Source organism: Gordonia shandongensis DSM 45094 (genome assembly GCF_000423025.1).
Taxonomy (GTDB): domain Bacteria; phylum Actinomycetota; class Actinomycetes; order Mycobacteriales; family Mycobacteriaceae; genus Gordonia; species Gordonia shandongensis.
Genome location: NZ_KE383970.1, coordinates 52311 through 72395, shown reverse-complemented (window position 1 = coordinate 72395; position 20085 = coordinate 52311). Strand labels below are relative to the sequence as shown.

Below are 20085 nucleotides of genomic sequence, written 5' to 3'. Positions count from 1 at the left end.
AACTGACCAGGTTAGCCGTCGACCGCGCCCTCCCGGGGCCGCCGCCCCCGGGTCACAACTCGGTGACGACGCTCATCCGGGTTTCCGGTCGGCGTGAGAACCGGTGTTTACTGAAGCCCATGCAAGGTTTGTCCGTTCTCCTGTTCCCCGCTGCGCTGATGCTGTTCGCGCTCGCCATGGAGCGCGTGCAGGCCGGGTTGGACCGGCTGTCGGTCGGCCGAGCGCATGTCGAGGAGTTCCTCGAGAGTGCGGACGAGACCGATGTCAGCAACCTCGCGAAGGACGGTCTGCCCGCGGCTCTCGACGAACTGCGCAGTCGCCGCACCAAGGACGATGCCGAGTTCGCGCCGGGTGCCCTCGTCGATTCGCCGTCGTCGGGCGACGCCGCACCGTCGGCCGCAGACGGACGATCGTCCGACACTCGGGCGTCGTGACGCGGGGCCGCCCAGGCGGCGAATTCGTGTACGACGCGCGGTAGTTCCCTACTAATGCGTACAGTGACCGATGCAACATCTATGATTTTCCACGTAGTCTTGGTCATTGAGTCTGTGACGCTCGACGCGGCGATGTAATGAGAGAGGTTCGTAGGTGGAAGAAGTACTAGCACGGGCAGGCATTTTCCAGGGCGTCGAGCCCGCTGCCGTGGCTGCGCTCGCAAAGGAACTTCAGCCGGTCGAGTTTCCGCGCGGCCATGTGATCTTCCACGAGGGTGAGCCGGGCGACCGCCTGTTCATCATCCTGTCCGGCAAGGTGAAGCTCGGCCGTCGTTCGCCCGACGGTCGCGAGAACCTCCTCACGATCATGGGTCCGTCCGACATGTTCGGCGAACTGTCGATCTTCGACCCGGGACCCCGCACCTCGTCGGCCACCACCGTCACCGAGGTCCGCGCGGTCACGATGGATCGGGACGCCCTGCGCAAGTGGATCAAGGACCGCCCCGAGATCGCCGAGCAGTTGCTGCGCGTCCTGGCCCGCCGCCTCCGCCGCACCAACAACAACCTCGCCGACCTCATCTTCACGGACGTCCCCGGTCGCGTGGCCAAGCAGCTCCTGCAGCTCGCCCAGCGTTTCGGAACGCAGGAGGGCGGCGCCCTGCGGGTCACCCACGATCTGACGCAGGAGGAGATCGCCCAGCTGGTCGGCGCCTCCCGCGAGACGGTCAACAAGGCCCTGGCCGACTTCGCTCAGCGCGGATGGCTGCGTCTGGAAGGCAAGAGCGTCCTAATCGCGGATTCCGAGCGGCTCGCGCGCCGCGCTCGCTGAGCCCCGTCTCGCGTCGTTTCTGCCCCTCATCGTTTCGGGGCGGCGGGGACTCACAGCCCGCGCAGGACTCACAGACTGCGCAGATAGTGCAGTTGGGTCTTGACCGACATCCGGGCCGCGGGCCACAGCTTCTTGTCGACGTCCGCGTAGACCGCGCGCACCACCTTCATCGGCTTCGCCTCCTTCGGCGTGACGCCGAGCCGGTCGAGCGCGTCCCGGATCTGCTCGAGCCTCTCCTCGCGGTGCTGCTTGTAGTAGCGGGCGATCGGGCCGAGCTCCGCGTGATCGGGGCCGTGGCCGGGCAGCACCACCGCATCGGAGGCGTCGACGATCAGTCGGTTGAGCGAATGGAAGTAGTCGGCGAGGGTGCCGTCGGCGGGATCGAGGACCGTGGTGCCTCGACCGAGGATCGTATCGCCCGTGAGGACGGCCCGCCGCCCCTCCCACTCGACGAGGAAACTCGTCGAATCGGCGGTGTGGCCGGGGGTGTGCATCACCGTGATCCGAAGCCCGGCGGCGTGGATCACCTCCCGGTCTCGCAGGCGGGGCGCCCCCTTGGAGTAGACGTCGGAGTAGGCGCGCTGCGGGGCGCCGGTCAGCTTGCGGAACTTCTTGCTCGCACCGACGTGATCGTGGTGCCGGTGGGTGATGAGGACCAGTTCGACGTCACCTGCGGCCTCCGCCACCGCTCGGCGGTGGGCACCGTGTTTCGCCGGGCCCGGGTCGACGACGACGGCCGTCGGGCTGCCCGGCGCACGCAGGATCCAGGTGTTGGTGCCGTCCAACTCCATGACGCCGGGATTGCGGCACAGCAGGACCGACGCGAAGGGCGTCACCTCGCGGACCGTTCCGTACGCCGGATGGGACGCGCCGGACGGGGTTTCCTCGGTGTCGGAGAGCGGATGTGACGACATGCGTCGAGGATACGTCCCCGCGAACCCGCGGTGGGCGGTCCCGTCGGGTCAGCGGACGACCGGCGCGAGAAAGGTCTCGGCGTACGCGCGGATCGCGGCCTCGTCGGTGATGTCGAGGCCGGGCGTGCGGATCTGGGCGAGCGACAAGGTGATTCGGACGAGGTGTTCGGCGGCCAGGTGCAGTTGATCGTCCGGCATGGCGGCGCCCGCACGGCGCAGGGAGGTCGCCACCGCCGTCGCGCTCGCCACGATGAACCCCGGCGCGGAGGATGCGTTCTGGTTGATCAGCACCTCGCCGACGTACGGGTCGTCGATGAGCAGTCGGTGGACGAGCGGGTCGGTCGCGACGATGCGGGTGCATTCGACGAACGCCTCCACCACCGCGTCCCGGGGCGGTCGACCGCGGACCACCGAATCGAGCCGGCGCAGCACGTCGCGGGCGATCTGCTCACCGAGCTTCCCCAGGAGGACGTCCTTGTTCGGGAATCGCCGGTAGAGCGTGCTCCGCGAGACACCGGCGGCCCGCGCCACGGTGTCCATGTTCGCCCGCCGCACGCCGGTCTCGGTGAACTCGCGGCGCGCGGCCGCCAGGATCAGTCCCTCCTGCTCCTCGACGGGAGTGGAGGTGCGCAGTCGGCGTCGGGCGGAGGGCACTGTCTCCTCACGCCACCTGGACGACGATCTCCACCTCGACCGGCGCGCCGAGCGGGAGTTCGGCGACGCCGACGGCCGACCGCGCGTGCACGCCCGCGTCGCCGAAGACCTCGCCCAACAGGTCGGAGGCGCCGTTGATCACCCCGGGCTGCCCGGTGAAACCGGGTGCCGACGCGACGAAGCCCGTGACCTTGACGACGCGGACCACCGAGTCGATGCCGACCAGGGCGTGCACCGCCGCCAACGCGTTGAGTGCGCACTGGCGGGCCGCCGCGTTGGCCTGTGCGGGCGTCACCACGCCCTCGGCGCCTTCGGAGACCTTGCCCGTCGACGTCAGCTGCCCGTCGACGACCGGCAGCTGACCGGAGGTGTGGACGAGGTCGCCGACTCGCACGGCCGGCGTGTAGCTGGCCACCGGCGGCACCACCGGCGGCAGGGAGATCCCCAGTTCGGCGAGTCGCGTCGTCACGTGCCCGGACACGGCGTCAGTCCTTCGCGCGCTTGAGGTAGGCGACGTGCTGTTCGCCGGTCGGCCCCGGAAGCACGCTGACCAGCTCCCAGCCGTCGGCCCCCCACTGGTCGAGGATCTGTTTCGTCGCGTGCGTGAGCAGCGGAACGGTGACGTATTCCCAAGCGGTGACAGCACTCATACGGTCAACCTTATCGGTTGGCGGCCGGGCGGGTGGAGGTGGTGGATAAGGTGATCGTCGTGGTCAACGAAGATCGAACCGCCGACGAAGAGCGGTGGCCGGCGCAAGCGCGCGACGCCCGCCTGCACTTCGTGTCGGGTAAGGGCGGCACGGGCAAGACGACCGTCGCCGCGGCTCTCGCACTCACTCTGGCGTCGCAGGGCAAGAAGGTGCTCCTCGTCGAATGCGAGGAACGCCAAGCCGTCGCGCAGCTCTTCGACGTGCCCCCGCTGCCACCGACCGACACCCAGCTCGTCGGGATGGACGGCGGCGGCTCGGTGTGGGCGCTCGCCCTCGAGATCGAGCACGCGCTGCTCGAATACCTCGACATGTTCTACAACCTCGGATTCGCGGGGCGCGCCATCAAGCGGGTCGGCGCGATCGACTTCGTGACAACGGTGGCGCCGGGCCTCAAGGACGTCCTGGTGACCGGCAAGATCAAGGAGCGGGTCATCGCGACGGACAAGGGCGGCGGACGGACCTACGACGCCATCGTCGTGGACTCGCCGCCGACCGGACGCATCGGCAGCTTCCTGGACGTGACGTCCGCGATGCGCGACCTCGCCAAGAGCGGGCCCATCCGCAATCAGTCCGAGGGTGTGGTGGCACTGCTGCACTCCCCCGACACGGTGGTGCACCTGTGCACGCTGTTGGAGGCGATGCCGATCCAGGAGACCGTCGAAGCGGTCGCCGAACTGCGGGAGAAGGACCTGCGGGTCGGCACCATCATCGTCAACCGGGCCAACCCGCCGTACCTTCCCGAAGATCAGACCGACGCCATCGCCGAGGGCCGCATCGACTCCGCGGGCGTCGCGAGTTCGCTGGCCGACGCGGGCATCCGCCTGTCCGAGGACGACCTGGCCGGCCTGCTCACCGAGACCATCGACTACGCCGCACGCCTGCAGGCCCAGCACATCGCCCGCGCCGAACTCGACGAGGTCGACGTCGCGCAGCTGGAACTGCCCACCGTGGAGAACGGTGTGGATCTGGGCGCGCTGTACGAACTGTCGGCCGTGCTGAAGAGAGCAGGTGCGTGATGCCCGACCTCATGATGGGGCAGATCCTCACCGACGACGCGACCCAGGTGGTCGTGTGCTGCGGTTCCGGCGGTGTCGGCAAGACGACGACCGCGGCCGCGATGGCCCTCTACGCCGCCGAGCACGGGCGTCGCGTCGCGGTCCTGACGATCGACCCCGCTCGACGCCTGGCGCAGTCGTTGGGCATGAGCGAGCTGACCAACGAGCCGCAGCCCGTCCCCCTCGACGACGACGCGCCGGGCACCCTCGACGCGATGATGCTCGACATGCGTCGCACCTTCGACGACATGGTGATCGAGCATTCGACGCCCGAGCGCGCGGAGTCGATCATGAACAACTCGTTCTATCAGACCGTGGCCTCATCGTTCTCCGGCACGCAGGAGTACATGGCGATGGAGAAACTGAGCAAGCTGCTCGACGAGAAGCGGTGGGATCTGATCGTCGTCGACACGCCGCCGTCACGGAACGCCCTCGACTTCCTCGACGCCCCGCAACGACTCGGGTCGTTCCTCTCGGGGCGGCTGATGAAGATGCTCGTCGGCGGCGGACGCGGCGTGGGCCGCGTGGTGACCGGTGCGATGAGCATGGCGATGCGCGGGATCGCGACGATCGTCGGCGGCGACATCCTGCGTGACGTCGCACTGTTCGTGCAGTCCCTCGATTCGATGTTCGGCGGATTCCAGGAGCGCGCCAACCGCACGTACGATCTGCTCAAAGCGCCGGGCACCCAGTTCGTGGTCGTCGCGGCGCCCGAACCCGATGCGTTACGCGAGGCCTCGTTCTTCGTGGAGCGACTGTCGAAGGACTCCATGCCGTTGGCGGGGCTGATCGTCAACCGGACACATCCCACGCTGACCTCGTTGAGCCCGGCGGCCGCCGAGACGGCGATGGCGACGGTGCCCGACGACCTCACCCGCGGGGTGCTCAAGGTGCACATCGAGCGGGCGGCGACCGCGAAACGCGAACTGCACCTGCTGGGCCGGTTCACCTCGTCTCACCCCAGCGTCCCCCGCGTGGGCGTGCCGGCGCTGCCGTTCGAGGTGGCCGATGCGTCGGCGCTGCGCGCGGTGGCCGAACAGATCACCAGTCGCGGCTGACCAACCGCCGCGACCCCCGGCAGTCGAGCGAGAACGAGCCCGGCCTCACGGCCGGGCTCGTTCTGCTCAATTGGCTGTGCGCACCGCGCTCATCTGCTGGCGACGACGCTGGGCTTCGAAGAAGTCGGCCCACGACGTGACCTCCGGATGCTGACGGAGCAGCGCGCGGCGCTGGCGCTCGGTCATTCCGCCCCACACTCCGAACTCCACGCGGTTGTCGAGCGCGTCGGCTCCGCATTCGAGTTGGACCGGACAGTGCCGGCAGATCGTCGCGGCCTTCCGCTGCGCCGCGCCGCGGACGAACAGATCGTCCGGGTCGCCTCCGCGACAGCGTGCCTGGGACACCCAGGCCAGTCGAGCTTCCGGATCTCCGGTGGACAACGGCGCCAGAGTCATTGCGCGATCCCGCCTTTCACAAACCCATCGACACGTTCCGTGTTCGGTACGTGCATAAGATCTCTCGGTGATTGCGACCTTCGCAGAATTACTTCTGTTAGGTACCTCACGTCCTCAATCTATTGAGACGACCGATACAGCGCAAGTCGGGCCGTCCGGCGAAGCACGTTCGGGCAGATCACGATCCGATATTCGACACACGTCCCCGCAGGTCGCTTCATGGCGTCGTGGCCTTCGACACGTATCCTGGCCAACGTGCGCAAGACTTCGAACCTCACCGGCCTGGTCATCGCGTGCCTGATGGCCGCCGTCCTGGTCGCCGGACTGCTGTTCCCGGTGGCGACCGGGATCGGCGTGCTGTCGAATCGTGCCGCCGCGACGATGGAGAACTCGTCGTCCGAACTGCTCGACGGCACACTTCCCGAGGTCACCACGGTCACCGACGCGAACGGCGCGCCGATCGCGCAGCTCTTCGACCAGTACCGGCGGCAGGTCGGATACAACGACATCGCGCCCGACATGATCCGCGCGATCATCTCGATCGAGGACCGGCGCTTCCTGGAGCACGACGGCGTCGACTGGAAGGGCACGATCCGCGCGGCCTTGAAGAATTCGTCGTCCGGCGAGGTCCAGCAGGGTGCGTCGACGATCGATCAGCAGTACATCAAGAACTATCAACTCCTGGTGCTGGCGCGGACCGAGGCCGACCGCGAGGCCGCGGTGGAGACCACCCCGGCGCGGAAGCTGCGTGAGGTCCGCATGGCGCTGACCCTGGAGCAGACGCTCACCGAGCAGGCCAAGCGGGAGAAGGGCCTCGACGATGCGGCCGCCAAGCAGGACGCCAAGAAGCAGATCGTCACCCGGTATCTGAACGTCGTCCCCTTCGGAAACAATGCGTACGGCATCGAGGCCGCGGCGCAGACCTACTTCGGCCACTCCGCCAAGGAGCTCACGGTGGAGCAGGCGGCGATGCTCGCGGGCATGGTCCAGTCGAGTTCGGCGTTGAACCCGTACACCGACCCGGAGGCCACGGTCGAACGGCGGAACACGGTGCTCGACACCATGATCGAGAACTTCCCGAGTCGGCGGGCCGAGCTCGAGTCGGCCAAGAAGAAGCCGCTCGGCGTGCTTCCGGCCCCGAAGACCCCGGTGCAGGGGTGCATCGCCGCACGCAACAACGGCTTCTTCTGCGACTACGTGCTGCAGTACCTCGCCGACAACGGCATCCCGCGGGCCGACGTCATGCGGGGCGGATACACCATCCGCACCACCCTCGACCCCCAGGTGCAGGCGAGCACCCTGCGCGCCACCCAGCACCAGACGTCTCCGAACACCGACGGCATCGCCTCCGTGATGAGCGTCGTCCGCCCGGGCAAGGAGTCGCACGACGTGCTCGCGATGGCGTCGAGCCGCGACTACGGGCTCGACTCCAAACGCGATGAGACGGTCCAGCCGCAGCCGTTCTCGATGGTCGGTGACGGTGCCGGCTCGGTGTTCAAGCTCTTCACGATGGCCGCCGCCATGGAGAAGGGGCTCGGCACGGGCAGCGTCCTGCCGATCCCGCCGAGCGTGGCCGTCTACGGGATGGGCGACAGCAACGGTGCGTTCGGCTGTCCGCCGAAGGCGTACTGCGTGAAGAACGCCGGCCCGTACCCGCCGTCGGCGTCGGTCACCCAGGCGCTCGCGACATCGCCGAACACGACGTTCGTGCAGTTGCTCCAGCAGGTCGGCGTGAAGCCGGCCGTCGACATGGCCGTGCGGCTGGGGCTGCGCTCGTACAATCAGCCGGGCACGTCGGGCGTCAGCGACCGCAGCCTCGCCGATTACGTGAAGAAGGGCAACTACGGTTCGTTCACGCTCGGTCCGTTCGCGGTGAACGCGCTGGAGTTGTCGAATGTGGCCGCCACCCTGGCGTCCGGTGGAACCTGGTGTCCGCCGAACCCGATCCAGTCGATCCAGACCGTCAAACGCGACCCGTACGGGAACACCGTGGTGGGCCCCGACGGCAAGCCGGTGATGGTCAACGCCCCGTTCAACCCGCCGGCCTGCGAGCAGGTGGTCGAGGAGGGTCTCGCCGACACTCTCGCCAACGCGATGAGCGAGGACGACAAGGGCGCGGGCACGTCCGCGGCGGCGGCCCGCGCCGCCGGCTGGTCGCATCCCCTCTCCGGTAAGACGGGGACCACCGAGGCCCACCGGTCGGCGGCGTTCCTCGGCTTCACCAACCAGTTGGCGGCGGCGGTCTACACCTACAACGACGGTTCGCACCCGGCGGGCATCTGCTCCGGTCCCCTGCGCCAGTGCGGCGAGGGCGATCTGTACGGCGGATTCGAACCCGCCCGCACGTGGTTCGAGGCCATGGGGCCGATCGCGACGAAGTTCGGGCCGGTGAAGATGCCGCCGAAGGATCCGCGGTTCGTCGCGGGCAGCGACCGCGGTCGGATCCCCAAGGTGAGCGGACTTCCGGCGAGCCAGGCGACGGCGCGTCTGCAGGAGGCCGGCTTCAAGGTGTCGGAACTGGAGGTCGACAGCAGTCGCCCGAAGGGCACGGTGGTGTTCACCGCACCGTCCGACAGCGCGATGCCCGGCAGCAAGATCGCGATGTACGTCAGCAACGGTCGTGGCTCCAAGCCGGGTGACGGCGATGGTGGCGACGGTCCGGCCGAGAAGACGGTGCAGGTCCCGGGCGTGGGTCCGGTCGTGATCGAGGTGCCGGAGAACTGACGTTCCGGGCTGCGGAGCCGCGGGGCGTATCCTGTGGGGCATGGTCTCGGTTCCCGGATTCGGTGACTCCCCGCTCGGCTCCCGCCTCCCGACCGTCGGTTCGGCGGCGTTCACCCGGATGATCGCCGGGGCCGCGGGCGCCGCCGCGGCCGGCCTCGTCTATTCGACGGTCATCGAGCGCAACGCGTTCGTGCTCCGTCATGCGTCGCTTCCGGTGCTCGACCCCGGTTCCTCCCCGCTGCGTGTTCTGCACTTGAGCGACATCCACATGACGCCGGGTCAGCACCTCAAGCAGGCGTGGATCGGTGAGTTGGAACGGCTCGAGCCGGATCTGGTGATCAATACCGGAGACAACCTCGCGCACCCGGCCGCGGTGCCCGCGGTGGTCCAGGCTCTCGGCGGTCTGTTGGCACGACCCGGACTGTTCGTGTTCGGGTCGAACGACTATTTCGGCCCGACCCCGAAGAATCCGTTGAAGTATTTCAAGAAGAACCACCGACGCAGCCACGGGCAGCCGTTGCCGTGGCAGGATCTGCGCGCGGCGTTCAGCGAACGGGGTTGGCTCGATGCAACCCACACGGTCCGCGAGCTGGAGGTCGGTTCGGTGCGCGTGGTCGCCGCGGGCGTCGACGACCCGCACATCGAGCGTGATCGTTACGAGACGATCGCCGGGCGGCCCAATCCGTTGGCACAGTTGCGCCTCGGGTTGACGCATTCTCCGGAGCCGCGGGTTCTCGACGCTTTCGCCGACGACGGGTATTCGCTGGTCCTGGCCGGGCACACGCACGGCGGACAGCTCTGTGTGCCCGGGTACGGGGCACTCGTGACGAACTGTCACCTCGACCGCTCGCGGGTCAAGGGCGTCTCGGCGTGGGGGTCGACGATGGCGCTGCACGTCAGTGCGGGGCTCGGCACGAGCCCCTATGCACCCGCACGCTTCTGCTGCCGCCCGGAGGCGACGCTGCTGACGCTGACAGCGGTGTCGCACGGCGGCGACCCCGATCCGATCGAACAGTCGCTCCCGCAACTCGTCGGGCAGCTCGGCTGACCATGCCCGCCGTCCCCGACGACGCTCATCCTCCGGTGGGCCGCACCAACCGCGAGTCGATGCTCGCCGGCGAACCCTACGAGGACAGCGATCCGGAGTTGGTCGAAGCACGCCTGGCCTGCGGAGAGCTGCTCGACCGGTTCAACGCGACGGGTGCGCGGCAGGACGCCGAGCGCACCGAGATCCTCACAGCACTGCTCGGTGGAATAGGTGAACGCAGCTGGATCATGCCGCGATTCCGCTGTGATTACGGCTCGCACATCGTCATGGGCGCCAACAGTTTTCTGAACTACGACGCCATCCTCCTCGACTGCGCGCCGATCACGATCGGCGACGACTGTTCGATCGGGCCGCGCGTCCAGTTGCTCACCGCACTGCACCCGATGGACGATCACGGCGCGCGCCGGGCCCGATGGGAGTCCGCCGCGCCGATCGTGATCGGTGACAACGTCTGGTTCGGCGGCGGCGTGATCGTCTGCCCCGGGGTGACCGTCGGTCGCAACACGGTCGTCGGTGCGGGTAGCGTCGTGACCCGAGATCTCCCCGATCACGTGTTCGCCGCGGGCAATCCGGCGCGCATCGTCCGGCGGCTCCCCGTCGAGGGGTCGCCGCCTCCTGTGCGGTGACGGGCTGACCGCGAAGACACCGCCGCCCGCACGTCCCCGACCTGCTGACTTTTTACCGAACACCCTATTTTGTTACCTTTGCCTTACCTATCACGGAAGGCTGTTCATGTTCTCTGGATTTCGACGCGGCGCGGCCGCGGCGGCCGCGGTGGCCGCGGCCGGCCTCGCACTGACCGCATGCTCCACCACCGGCTCCGACGACGCCGCGGGATCCGGTGAGACGATCACCGTGACCACCGACAGCGGCACGGTCGAGGTCCCCAAGGACCCGCAGCGCGTCGTGGTCCTCGACAACACGGCGGCCGAGACGGTCGCCGCATTCGACGTGACCCCCGCCGCGGTGCCGAAGCAGCTCTTCAGCGGTAAACAACTCGGCGACTGGACCAACGACGAGGCGGTCAAGGACGTCGGCACGCACAACGAGCCCAAGTTCGACGTCATCGAGGACGTGAACCCCGACCTCATCATCGGCGGCTACCGTTTCAGCAAGTACACCGATGAGCTGAAGAAGATCGCCGACGCCTCCGGCGGCGCCTTCATCGACGTCGCGGCCGGCGACGACGCTCGCGGGACCCGGGTGGAGGCCATGATGCGGCAGACCAAGGTCCTCGGCGAGATCTTCGGCAAGCAGGACCAGGCCGAGGAGATCGTCTCAGTCTTCCTCGAGAAGCTGGACGCCGCCAAGAACGCCGCGCGCGACAAGACCGTCTTCCTCGCGAACGTCAACGGCGGAAAGATCGACAACGGCGCCAAGCGCCTCAGTCCCCTCGTCGAACCGCTCGGACTCAAGGACGTGTTCGCCGGGGACGCCGGCGACATCCACCAGAACTCGGGCCTGACCCCGGAGGCCATCGCACAGGCGAATCCCGACTGGGTCATCGTCATGGACCGCGACGCGGCGGTCGCCAAGGACGGCGAATCCCCCACTCCCGCGGCGGCCGTCTTCGACGCGCAGGACGCCTTCGAGAAGACGTCGTTCATGACGAAGAAGCACATCATCTACCTCGACCCGCAGTTCTACCTCCGCGAGGGCATCCAGGGCTACGGCGAGAGCTACGAGAAGATCGCCCAGGCGATGGGCTCCGGCGCCTAGCGTGACCGCCACCGACACCGCGTCCCGGGCCGGAAGCCGATCGGCTTCCGGCCTGGGACGTCTGGTCTTCCCGGCGGCGGCGATCGCCTGCGTCGCACTCCTGCTCGGCTCCCTGATGACCGGCGAGTACCACATCACGCTCGCCGGACTCCTCACCGGCGACAGCGAGATGTGGCGGATGTTCTTCATCTCCCGCGTCCCGCGAACCCTTGCACTGGTGTTCGCCGGGGTCGCGATGAGTTTCTCGGGCGTCATCATGCAGCGCCTCACCCAGAACCGGTTCGTCGAACCCACCACCGCCGGAACGGCCGAATGGGCGGGCCTCGGCGTCCTGCTGTGCCTGCTCTACCTGCCCGGTGCGTCACCGCTCGTCCGCATGGGCGTCGCGACCGCCACGGCCTTCGTCGGGACCATCGTGTTCCTGGCGATCATCGACCGGATCCGGGCCCGCAAATCGGCGATCGTCCCCCTGGTCGGTCTCATGCTCGGCGCCGTCGTCGGCGCGGCTACCACCTACCTGGCGATCGAACGGAACATGCTGCAGGCCGTCGTCGCCTGGCGGTCGGGCGGGTTCGCCCACATCGTCCGGGGGTTCTACGAGCCGCTGTGGGCCGTCCTCATCGTGGCCGTGGCCTGCTACGTCCTGGCCAACTACTTCACCATCGCGGGTCTCGGCCGCGACGTCGCCACCAGCCTGGGACTGCACTACGGGCGCACGGTGGCGGTCGGTGTCACCATGGTCGCCCTGGCCTCCGGCGTCACCAGCGTGGTCGTCGGGTTCATCCCGTTCCTCGGCCTCGTGGTGCCCAACATCGTCAGCGCGCTCCGCGGCGACGACGTCCGCAGCAACCTCCCGTGGATCGGCGTGCTCGCGACCGTCTTGATCATCGGCTGCGATCTGCTCGGCCGCATCGTCGTGCGGCCGATGGAGATCCCGACCTCGGTGGTGATGGGCGTCATCGGGGCGGGCGTGTTCCTGGCGATCATTCTGTCGCGGAGGTTCAATGTCAGTCTCTGATGCCACCGCGGCTCCCGCACTCGGCGCCGGACGGCCGACCCGGTTCTCGTGGCGGTCCCGACTGTTGCTGGCCGCCGCCGTCGCCGCCGCGTCGGTACTCCTGCTGCTGTTGATCCGCACCGGCGCCGACGACGTGATGCGGTGGGACTTCCGGTTCGGCCCCTCGTTCGACCGTCGCCTGCGGACCGCGGCGGCGATCGTCCTCGCCGCGTTCTGCCAGGGTGTCGCGACGGTGCTGTTCCACTCGGTGACCCACAACCGGATCCTCACGCCGTCGATCATCGGGCTCGACGCACTGTACGTGCTCATCCAGACGGTCGGCGTCGCGGTGATGGGGGCCCGATTCGTCGACAACTCCGACACCATCGGACAGTTCGTCCTCCAGACCGCGGCGATGGTACTGTTCGCCGCCGTGCTGTACCGCTGGCTGTTCTCCGGACGTTTCGCGAGTCTGTTCCTTCTACTCCTCGCGGGTGTCGTGATGGGCCTCGCGTTCCGGGCCGTCTCCGAGTTCCTCCAACGGCTGATCGCGCCGTCCGACTTCGACGCCCTGCAGATCAAGCTCTTCGGCCGTCTCGGCTCGGTGAACACGGAACTGCTGCCGATCGCGACGGTGATCTGCGTGCTCGTCGGCGCCGTCATCTGGCGCAGGCGACGCATCCTGGACGTTCTGCTCCTCGGTCGCGAGACCGCGACGAGCCTCGGCGTGAACCACCGGCGCGAGCTGACGCTGTCGCTGGTGCTGATCGCGGTCCTCGTCTCGGTGTCGACGGCCCTCGTCGGCCCACTGACGTTCTTCGGTTTCATCATCGCGACCCTGGCCTATCAGCTCGCCGGCGACTGGCGGCACCGCGCCACCCTGCCGATGAGCGTGCTGCTCGGCATCGCGATGCTGGCCGCGGGTCAGTTCGTCCTCACCAACGTCTTCTATGCCGCCGGGACCCTCACCATCATCATCGAGTTCGTCGGAGGCGTCGCCTTCCTGGCGATCCTTCTCCTGCGGAAGGGGACACTGTGATCGAGTTCGCCGATCTGACCAAGTCGTACGGGAGGGCCACCGTCCTCGGGCCGGTGAGCGGCGAATTCCCGTCCGGCGGCGTCACCGCCCTCGTCGGCCCCAACGGTGCCGGCAAGTCGACGCTGCTGACGATTCTGGGACGGCTGGTCGACGCCAGCTCCGGCACCGCGACGATCGACGGGGTGCCGGTCTCGCAGTTCAAGCCGGCGCAGATCGCCCGTCGCCTGGCGATCCTGCGCCAGGAGAACTCGGTGAACGCCCGCCTCTCGGTCCGGGATCTGGTGGCGTTCGGACGTTTCCCGCACAGTCGCGGACGGCTCACCGCCGATGACCACGCCACGGTCGACGACGCCATCGGATTCCTCGGTCTGGCCGACCTCGCCGACCGTTTCCTCGACGAGTTGTCGGGCGGCCAGCGTCAGCGCGCGTACGTCGCGATGACCCTCGCCCAGGACACCGATGTGATCCTGCTCGACGAGCCGCTGAACAATCTGGACATGCGTCACCAGGTCCGCATGATGGATCGCCTCCGCGACGCCGCCGACGCCCTCGACAAGACGATCATCGTGGTGGTGCACGACCTGAATTTCGCCGCCGCCTACGCCGATCGGATCATCGTGCTCCGCGACGGGACGATCGCCGCGTCGGGGACGCCCGCCGAGATCATGCGATCGGAGCTGCTCACGGAGATCTTCGGGACCACGGTGCGCGTCCACGTCCTCGACGGCATCCCCGTCGCCGTCTACGCGGGTCTGCCGCACCCCGGTGCCGACGACGACTCACCGACCGGTGTCGAAGCATCGGACCACCCGTCACCGTCTCGGTGACCTGGTCTTTTCCGTCGGGGATCGAGGTTCCTCGAACCGTTGGTATCGCGTGGGGCTAGTGTGATCTGCGCTAAAGCTGAATCGATACGTAACGGACTGATCCACACATGACGAAGAAGACACCCCGCCCCTCGACGGGCGACTCCGCGAGCGACGGCGACACCGACGCAGGGCAGCAGGACGGTGGCGACAACCGGCGAATGGCCCGAGTCCGCGAACCCGCTCGACGCCTCATGCGGGAGGTCACCGAACCGGGTCTCGTCCATCCGGCACTGATCCCCGGGATCGGTGTGGAGCGGACGGGACGCGTCTTCCGGACGAACCCGGTCGTCTTCGTCGTCGCCTGCGTCCTCATCGTCGCGGTCGTGGTGTGGGCGTTCGTCGCACCGGACAACATCTTCTCGGTCGGCAACGCATCCCTGGACTGGGTCACGAAGTACTTCGGCTGGATGTACGGCGTCCTGGCGGTGGTGATCGCCGGGTTCATGCTCGCCCTCGGGTACACGCGGCTCGGCGGTGTCCGGCTCGGCGCGGACGACGAGGCCCCGGAGTTCAGCACCGTCTCGTGGGTCGCGATGCTGTTCTCCGCCGGCATGGGCATCGGTCTGCTCTTCTACGGGCCGTACGAGCCGCTCACCTACTTCATGGATCCGCCGCACGGATTCGACGTCGCCCCCGCCAGTGTGGACGCCACGCAGACGGCGCTCGCGCAGACCCTGCTGCACTGGGGGCCGATCGCGTGGGCCTTCTACGCCCTCGTCGGCGGCGCCATCGCGTACAGCGCCTACCGGCGCGGGCGCCCACCGTTGATCTCGGCCATCTTCGAGCCGATCTTCGGGACCCGCACGCACGGCCCGCTGGGCGCCGTCATCGACATCTTCGCGATCGTGGTGACCCTCTTCGGCACCGCGATCTCGCTCGGCATCGGCTCCCTGCAGATCGCTCGGGGCACCGAGGTCGTCGCCGGGGTCGGCAAGCTCGGTAACACGTTCATCATCGGCACGATGGCGGTCCTCACCGCGGCGTTCATCATGTCCGCGGTGTCGGGCGTCAAACGCGGCATCCGCGCACTGTCGAACATCAACATGGTGCTCGCGGGCCTGCTCGCGATCTTCGTCTTCGCCGCCGGCCCGACCGTCTTCCTGCTCAACCTGATTCCCGCCGGAATCATGGAGTACTTCAACGAACTGGGCACCATGCTCGTGCGCAACCCGAATCAGGGCGAGGACACGGCCGAGTTCATGTCGACCTGGACCACGTACTACTGGGCGTGGTGGGTGTCGTGGACGCCGTTCGTCGGCATGTTCATCGCGAAGATCTCCCGCGGCCGCACCCTGCGCGAGTTCGTCACCGTCGTGATGCTGGTCCCGGCGGGTGTGTGCTTCCTGTGGTTCGCGGTCTTCGGCGGCACGTCGATGTGGATGGAGCTCTCCGGCAAGAAGATCAGCGAGTCGGACAGTCCGCAGTCGATGCTGTTCTCCCTGCTCGACAACCTTCCGTTCGCGGGCGTCACAGCCATCATCGCCATGATCTCGATCCTGGTGTTCTTCGTGACGTCCGCCGACTCCGCGTCGATCGTGATGGGGTCGATCAGCCAGCGAGGCAAGTCGCAGCCGTCGCCGTGGGTCACCGTCGTGTGGGGCGTCATGCTGGGCCTGACGGCGTCCGCCCTGCTCCTCGCCGGCGGCGAGGACGCCCTGACCGGACTCCAGTCGATCATGGTGGTGACGTCGCTGCCGTTCGCATTCGTCATCATGGCGATGATGTTCTCGTGGGCCAGAGACTTGAAGACGGACCCGTACATCCTGCGACGAAAATACGCTCAGGCGGCGATCGCCCAGGGCGTCCGGCTCGGGATCGCCGACTACGGTGACGACTTCGTGTTCGGCTCCAGTGAGGTGTCGCCGGCCGCCGGCGCCGGTGCCTGGCTCGACAGCATGGACCCCGAACTCACCGAGTGGTACGTCAAGGCCGCCGCGGAGATCGGCGTGGTCAGCGCCGACGATGTGCGGCGATCCCTGGAGCCCGGCCGCATCCAACCGAAGGGTCCCGATCGTCCCGACCTCACCGCTTCGGGCGATGTCGCGCTGGCGACCCGGCAGCGGGTGGAGCACCATCGCCGCGAATACGCGAAGATCATCGCGCGCAGGCACGCCTCGGCGACGGCCGCCGGGGAGACCGCCACCGGAGACGACAGGGCCCGGAACGACAGGGCCGGGGACGACGGGGCCGGTGAGGGGTCACCGACATCCGACCCGACCGACGACGCATCCGGTGGGGATCGCGACTAGACGCCGATGCTGCGGCCGTTCCACGGCGCCGGAGCGGTCGCTGCCGCCCGGGCCGCGGCCGCCACGTCGTCGGGCATCGGGACGCTGCGTCCCGCCTCCTGATCGACGTGCAGCGCCATGATCTCCTCGGTGGCGACCAGCGTCTCACCCGAGTGCATCGAGTGCGCGATGTGCAGCTTCTTGTCCGCGACACCGACGATCTCGGTGGTCACCGTGAGCGGCGCGGCGAGACCCACCTCCCGCAGGTACCGGACATGCGCCTCCACGGTGTACAGCGAGCATCCGGTCCTGGACCGATACCCCTCGTCGAGCCCGAGCACATCCATCGCGGTGTCCGTCGCATACCCGAAGACCAGCACGTAGAACGCTTCGGACAGGTGGCCGTTGTAGTCGATCCACTCGCGCGCGACCGTCGTCTCGTACGTCGACAGGCTCACCGAGCACCGTCCTGCTCGCCCGGGGTCGGGTACGTCTCCCGCACCGCGGCGACGGCCTTGCGCACCGCGATGATCGAGGCGTCGCGCGCTCGGACCAGATCGGTGATGCTGCGGCCCGCAGCCTCCTCGTCGCATCCGGCGACGACGTCGTCGCGGAGTTCCCGCGTCAGCTCGGGCGCATCGAGACGGGTCCACGGCGACTTCAGCGACGGACCGAAGTGATCGAGCATGTGGGCCATCCCGCCCTCACCGCCGGCGAGATGGAAGGTGAGCATCGGCCCCTGAAGCGGCCACCGCAGACCCGGACCGTCGGTGATGGAACGGTCGATCTGCTCGACCGTGGCCTCACCGGACTCCACCATGTGCAGGGCCTCCCGCCACAGCGCCTCCTGCAGCCGATTCGCGATGAAACCGGGGACCTCGCGATCCATGCGGATCACCGACTTGCCGATCTCGTCGTACCAGCGCGCGGCCCACTCCACCGCGGCGACGTCGGTGCGTTCGCCGCCGACGACCTCGACGAGCGGAATCAGGTACGGCGGATTGAACGGGTGGCCGACCACGAGTCGCGCCGCGCCGACGTCGGGCGTCTCGACGGCCATCTCGGTCATGCCGTACCCGGAGGTCGACGACGCGATCACGGCGTCCGCCGGCGCCGCCGCGGCGATGTCGGCCAGGAGGCGCTGCTTCATCTCGAGCACCTCGGGCGCCGACTCCTGAACGAAGCCGACACCGTCGAGCGCTTCGGCGAGATCGGTGTGGACCGTCCACGCGGTGGCGTCGGCACCCGGGGCGAGCCCCAGTTCGGTGAGAGCCGGCCACGCGTTGTCGATGAGCCGCGTCAACTTGTCCGCGGCGTCGGGACTCGGGTCCCAGACGCGCACGCGGAGCCCCTTGGCCAGGAAGTAGGCGGCCCAGCCGCCGCCGATCACGCCGGCGCCGACGCAGGCGACGGTGTCGATCGAGTTCATGTCTCGCAGCTGCATGTGCTGCCTTTCTCATCACGGGCGCCCGCGGCGGCCCGGTCGGTCGGTGAGGACGGGTGGAGCGACGTCCCCGGTCAGTGGACGCGGAGACCGAGGATCTCGCGAGCCTCGTTCGGGGTCGCGACGGTGGCGCCGAGAGACGTGACGATCTCGCCGGCACGCTCCACGAGCTGAGCGTTCGTGGCCTTGACGCCCTTGCTGAGGTACAGATTGTCCTCGAGTCCGACGCGGACGTGCCCGCCGGCGAGCACCGAACGGCCCACCCACTCCAACTGGTTGCGGCCGATGGCGAACGAGGTGAACTCGGCCGACTTCGGCAGCATGCCGACCATCGCGTCGAGCAGTCCGGCGTCGGCGGGCGCACCGTACGGGATGCCCTGGCACAGCTGGTAGAACGCCGGGTCGTCGAGCAGCCCCTCGGCGTGCATCACGTTGGCGAACCAGAGGTTGCCCGTGTCGAAGCACTCGAGCTCGGGCTTCACACCCAGTTCGCGGATGCGTGCGGCGCCCTCCCGCATCATGTCGGGGGTCGAGACGTACAGGGCGCTGCCCTCGCCGAAGTTCAGGCTGCCGCAGTCCAGGGTGCAGATCTCGGGGCGGAGGGCCTCGACGTGCTCGAGGCGGGTCGCCTGGTTCACCAGGTCCGTCCCGTCGAGCGACTGCGTCGGATTCTTCGGGTCGATCATCAGATCGCCGCCCATGCCCGCGGTCATGTTGATCACCGGGTCGACGTCCGACTCACCGATCAGCCGGGCCACCTCGGCGTAGTACTCCGTCTTGCGCGAGCCCTGCGTGGTCTGCGGGTCGCGGACGTGGATGTGGACCACCGACGCGCCGGCGCGGGCGGCGTCGATCGCCGAGTCGGCGATCTGCTGCGGGGTCACCGGGACGTGCTCGGACTTCCCGGCGGTGTCGCCGGCCCCGGTGAGCGCGCAGGTCAGGATGACGTTTCGGTTCATTGCTTCTCCCGTGTTGGTCTGGGTGTTCGAGTTCTGGAGGTTCGAGTTCTGGGTGGTCGAGTTCTGGGCTGTCGAGTATGGGGGGCGGCGTCTCAGTCGACGGTGAGGTTGCGGTCGATGTAGGCGTCCACCTGGTCGGCCATCTCCTCACCGGTGAGCATCCCGGTGAGCACACGAATGCCCAGACCGTCGATGAACGCGGTGAGCGCGTCGACCACGTCGTCGAGTGGTTCGTCGTAGAACACGCCGCGCTCGCGCCCGTCGTCGACGATGTCGCGGACCGTGTTCCACCACCGCCGGTAGCTGCCGACGTGCTCGCCCTGACCGTCGCCGGTGACGGTGATCGTGGTCCACACCTGCAGCCAGATGGCCCATTCGGCGCGACCCTGCCGGCCGACGGGCAGTTGGAGCCGGATCAGGCGGCGCAGTCGTTGCACCGGGTCGTCGATGGAGTGCAACTGCGCCTGTTGGCGGTCGAAGGCGAGTTTGACCGAGTAGCGCAGCACTTCGCCGAAGATCGCGCGTTTGCCGTCGAAGTAGTAGTGGATCGATGCGCTCGACACGTCGGCGGCCTCGGCGATGTCGGCGATCCGCACACCGTCGTAGCCGTGCTCGGCGAAGAGCCACCACGCCTTCTCCACGATGGTCCGGCGGGCGAGCGCCTGCTCGGCGCTCTCGTCGTGGCGAGCGGGCAGCAGGTCGGCCGGCACCTCGGCGGCACCTGTGCCGCCGGTCATGAGCCAGTCGACGGTCACACCGGCGACGGTGGCGAGGCGGACCAGTTCGTCGGCGGCGAAGCGGCGCGTGCCGCTCAGCGACTTCGACATCTTCGACTCGTCGAGACCGATGCGTCGGCACACCTCGCGCTGCGCCATCCCCGAATCGCGGATGGCGATGCGCGCGCGGTCGCCCACGGTCGTCGATGTCTCGCTCACACCACGCACCGTAACCACATTTTGCGACTATCGCAAGATGTTGAGTCAATCTCAAACAGCTTCGCAAGTTCGA

21 protein-coding genes are annotated in these 20085 nt (G+C 68.2%); 12 read left to right on the top strand and 9 right to left on the bottom strand.

Features of this window, described 5'->3' with window-relative positions; genetic code table 11:
* Nucleotides 1-119 precede the first annotated feature (119 nt).
* Nucleotides 120-434 carry a hypothetical protein gene (locus G528_RS18580; RefSeq protein ID WP_051198896.1) on the top strand — a complete coding sequence of 105 codons (315 nt, stop codon included), beginning with the start codon at nucleotides 120-122 and terminating at the stop codon, nucleotides 432-434.
* A 154-nt stretch (nucleotides 435-588) separates the two neighbouring features.
* Complete coding sequence (locus G528_RS0115630; protein WP_026919770.1) at nucleotides 589-1263, top strand: Crp/Fnr family transcriptional regulator; 675 nt, start codon at nucleotides 589-591, stop codon at nucleotides 1261-1263.
* Nucleotides 1264-1331: 68 nt separating this feature from the next.
* Here G528_RS0115630 and G528_RS0115625 read toward each other — a convergent pair whose 3' ends face one another.
* From G528_RS0115625 to sp36, 4 genes are read right to left on the bottom strand one after another with little or no spacing between them, the layout of a single operon-like run.
* Complete coding sequence (locus G528_RS0115625; protein WP_026919769.1) at nucleotides 1332-2177, bottom strand: MBL fold metallo-hydrolase; 846 nt, start codon at nucleotides 2175-2177, stop codon at nucleotides 1332-1334.
* A gap of 48 nt (nucleotides 2178-2225) precedes the next feature.
* Complete coding sequence (locus tag G528_RS0115620) at nucleotides 2226-2831, bottom strand: TetR/AcrR family transcriptional regulator (protein WP_026919768.1); 606 nt, start codon at nucleotides 2829-2831, stop codon at nucleotides 2226-2228.
* A gap of 7 nt (nucleotides 2832-2838) precedes the next feature.
* Nucleotides 2839-3312, bottom strand: a complete 474-nt coding sequence (locus G528_RS0115615; RefSeq protein WP_026919767.1) for a RidA family protein — start codon at nucleotides 3310-3312, stop codon at nucleotides 2839-2841.
* Nucleotides 3313-3316: 4 nt separating this feature from the next.
* Complete coding sequence (gene sp36, locus G528_RS18575) at nucleotides 3317-3481, bottom strand: Sp36 family protein (RefSeq protein ID WP_156890486.1); 165 nt, start codon at nucleotides 3479-3481, stop codon at nucleotides 3317-3319.
* Between the two features lie 50 nt (nucleotides 3482-3531).
* Between sp36 and bagA the strand changes: the two genes are divergently transcribed.
* The gene (gene bagA, locus G528_RS0115605) at nucleotides 3532-4557 is read left to right on the top strand and encodes an ATPase BagA (RefSeq protein WP_026919766.1); all 1026 of its coding nucleotides are present in this window, start codon (nucleotides 3532-3534) and stop codon (nucleotides 4555-4557) included.
* On the top strand, nucleotides 4557-5654 hold the full coding sequence (bagB, locus tag G528_RS0115600) for an ArsA family ATPase (RefSeq protein ID WP_026919765.1): 1098 nt from the start codon (nucleotides 4557-4559) through the stop codon (nucleotides 5652-5654). Before bagA ends, bagB begins: the two co-directional genes overlap by 1 nt.
* A gap of 66 nt (nucleotides 5655-5720) precedes the next feature.
* On the opposite strand, the gene G528_RS0115595 is transcribed toward bagB, so the two are convergent.
* Nucleotides 5721-6050, bottom strand: a complete 330-nt coding sequence (locus G528_RS0115595) for a WhiB family transcriptional regulator (RefSeq protein ID WP_026919764.1) — start codon at nucleotides 6048-6050, stop codon at nucleotides 5721-5723.
* Between the two features lie 300 nt (nucleotides 6051-6350).
* Here G528_RS0115595 and G528_RS0115590 point away from each other — a divergent pair, with 300 nt between their 5' ends.
* The 8 genes from G528_RS0115590 (at nucleotide 6351) to G528_RS17900 (ending at nucleotide 16695) form a co-directional block, all read left to right on the top strand.
* Nucleotides 6351-8774, top strand: a complete 2424-nt coding sequence (locus tag G528_RS0115590) for a penicillin-binding protein (protein ID WP_051198903.1) — start codon at nucleotides 6351-6353, stop codon at nucleotides 8772-8774.
* A 40-nt stretch (nucleotides 8775-8814) separates the two neighbouring features.
* A complete protein-coding gene (locus tag G528_RS0115585) occupies nucleotides 8815-9822 on the top strand; it encodes a metallophosphoesterase (protein WP_026919762.1) in 1008 nt (335 codons plus the stop codon).
* Between the two features lie 59 nt (nucleotides 9823-9881).
* On the top strand, nucleotides 9882-10448 hold the full coding sequence (locus G528_RS0115580) for a sugar O-acetyltransferase (protein ID WP_156890492.1): 567 nt from the start codon (nucleotides 9882-9884) through the stop codon (nucleotides 10446-10448).
* A 106-nt stretch (nucleotides 10449-10554) separates the two neighbouring features.
* Complete coding sequence (locus tag G528_RS0115575) at nucleotides 10555-11541, top strand: ABC transporter substrate-binding protein (RefSeq protein WP_026919760.1); 987 nt, start codon at nucleotides 10555-10557, stop codon at nucleotides 11539-11541.
* 52 nt (nucleotides 11542-11593) lie between these two features.
* Nucleotides 11594-12559 (top strand): ABC transporter permease, encoded by a 966-nt coding sequence (locus G528_RS0115570; RefSeq protein ID WP_026919759.1) that lies wholly within the window; start codon nucleotides 11594-11596, stop codon nucleotides 12557-12559.
* Nucleotides 12546-13577: an iron chelate uptake ABC transporter family permease subunit gene (locus G528_RS0115565; protein WP_026919758.1), complete on the top strand. Its 1032-nt coding sequence runs from the start codon at nucleotides 12546-12548 to the stop codon at nucleotides 13575-13577. The genes G528_RS0115570 and G528_RS0115565 overlap by 14 nt, the downstream gene beginning before the upstream one ends.
* Complete coding sequence (locus tag G528_RS17905; RefSeq protein WP_084638272.1) at nucleotides 13574-14404, top strand: iron ABC transporter ATP-binding protein; 831 nt, start codon at nucleotides 13574-13576, stop codon at nucleotides 14402-14404. Before G528_RS0115565 ends, G528_RS17905 begins: the two co-directional genes overlap by 4 nt.
* 107 nt (nucleotides 14405-14511) lie before the next feature.
* Nucleotides 14512-16695, top strand: a complete 2184-nt coding sequence (locus G528_RS17900) for a BCCT family transporter (RefSeq protein WP_245569805.1) — start codon at nucleotides 14512-14514, stop codon at nucleotides 16693-16695.
* Here G528_RS17900 and G528_RS0115550 read toward each other — a convergent pair.
* The 4 genes from G528_RS0115550 to G528_RS0115535 all read right to left on the bottom strand — a co-directional run bounded on the left by G528_RS0115550 (nucleotide 16692) and on the right by G528_RS0115535 (nucleotide 20012).
* Nucleotides 16692-17132 carry a thioesterase family protein gene (locus G528_RS0115550; RefSeq protein WP_169515298.1) on the bottom strand — a complete coding sequence of 147 codons (441 nt, stop codon included), beginning with the start codon at nucleotides 17130-17132 and terminating at the stop codon, nucleotides 16692-16694. The two genes, G528_RS17900 and G528_RS0115550, sit on opposite strands and share 4 nt — an antisense overlap.
* Nucleotides 17129-18118, bottom strand: a complete 990-nt coding sequence (locus tag G528_RS17895) for a 3-hydroxyacyl-CoA dehydrogenase NAD-binding domain-containing protein (RefSeq protein ID WP_035720334.1) — start codon at nucleotides 18116-18118, stop codon at nucleotides 17129-17131. The genes G528_RS0115550 and G528_RS17895 overlap by 4 nt, the downstream gene beginning before the upstream one ends.
* Before the next feature lie 74 nt (nucleotides 18119-18192).
* Nucleotides 18193-19077 (bottom strand): beta-keto acid cleavage family enzyme, encoded by an 885-nt coding sequence (locus G528_RS0115540; RefSeq protein ID WP_026919756.1) that lies wholly within the window; start codon nucleotides 19075-19077, stop codon nucleotides 18193-18195.
* Nucleotides 19078-19169: 92 nt separating this feature from the next.
* Complete coding sequence (locus tag G528_RS0115535) at nucleotides 19170-20012, bottom strand: TetR family transcriptional regulator C-terminal domain-containing protein (protein WP_026919755.1); 843 nt, start codon at nucleotides 20010-20012, stop codon at nucleotides 19170-19172.
* Nucleotides 20013-20085: the final 73 nt, after the last annotated feature.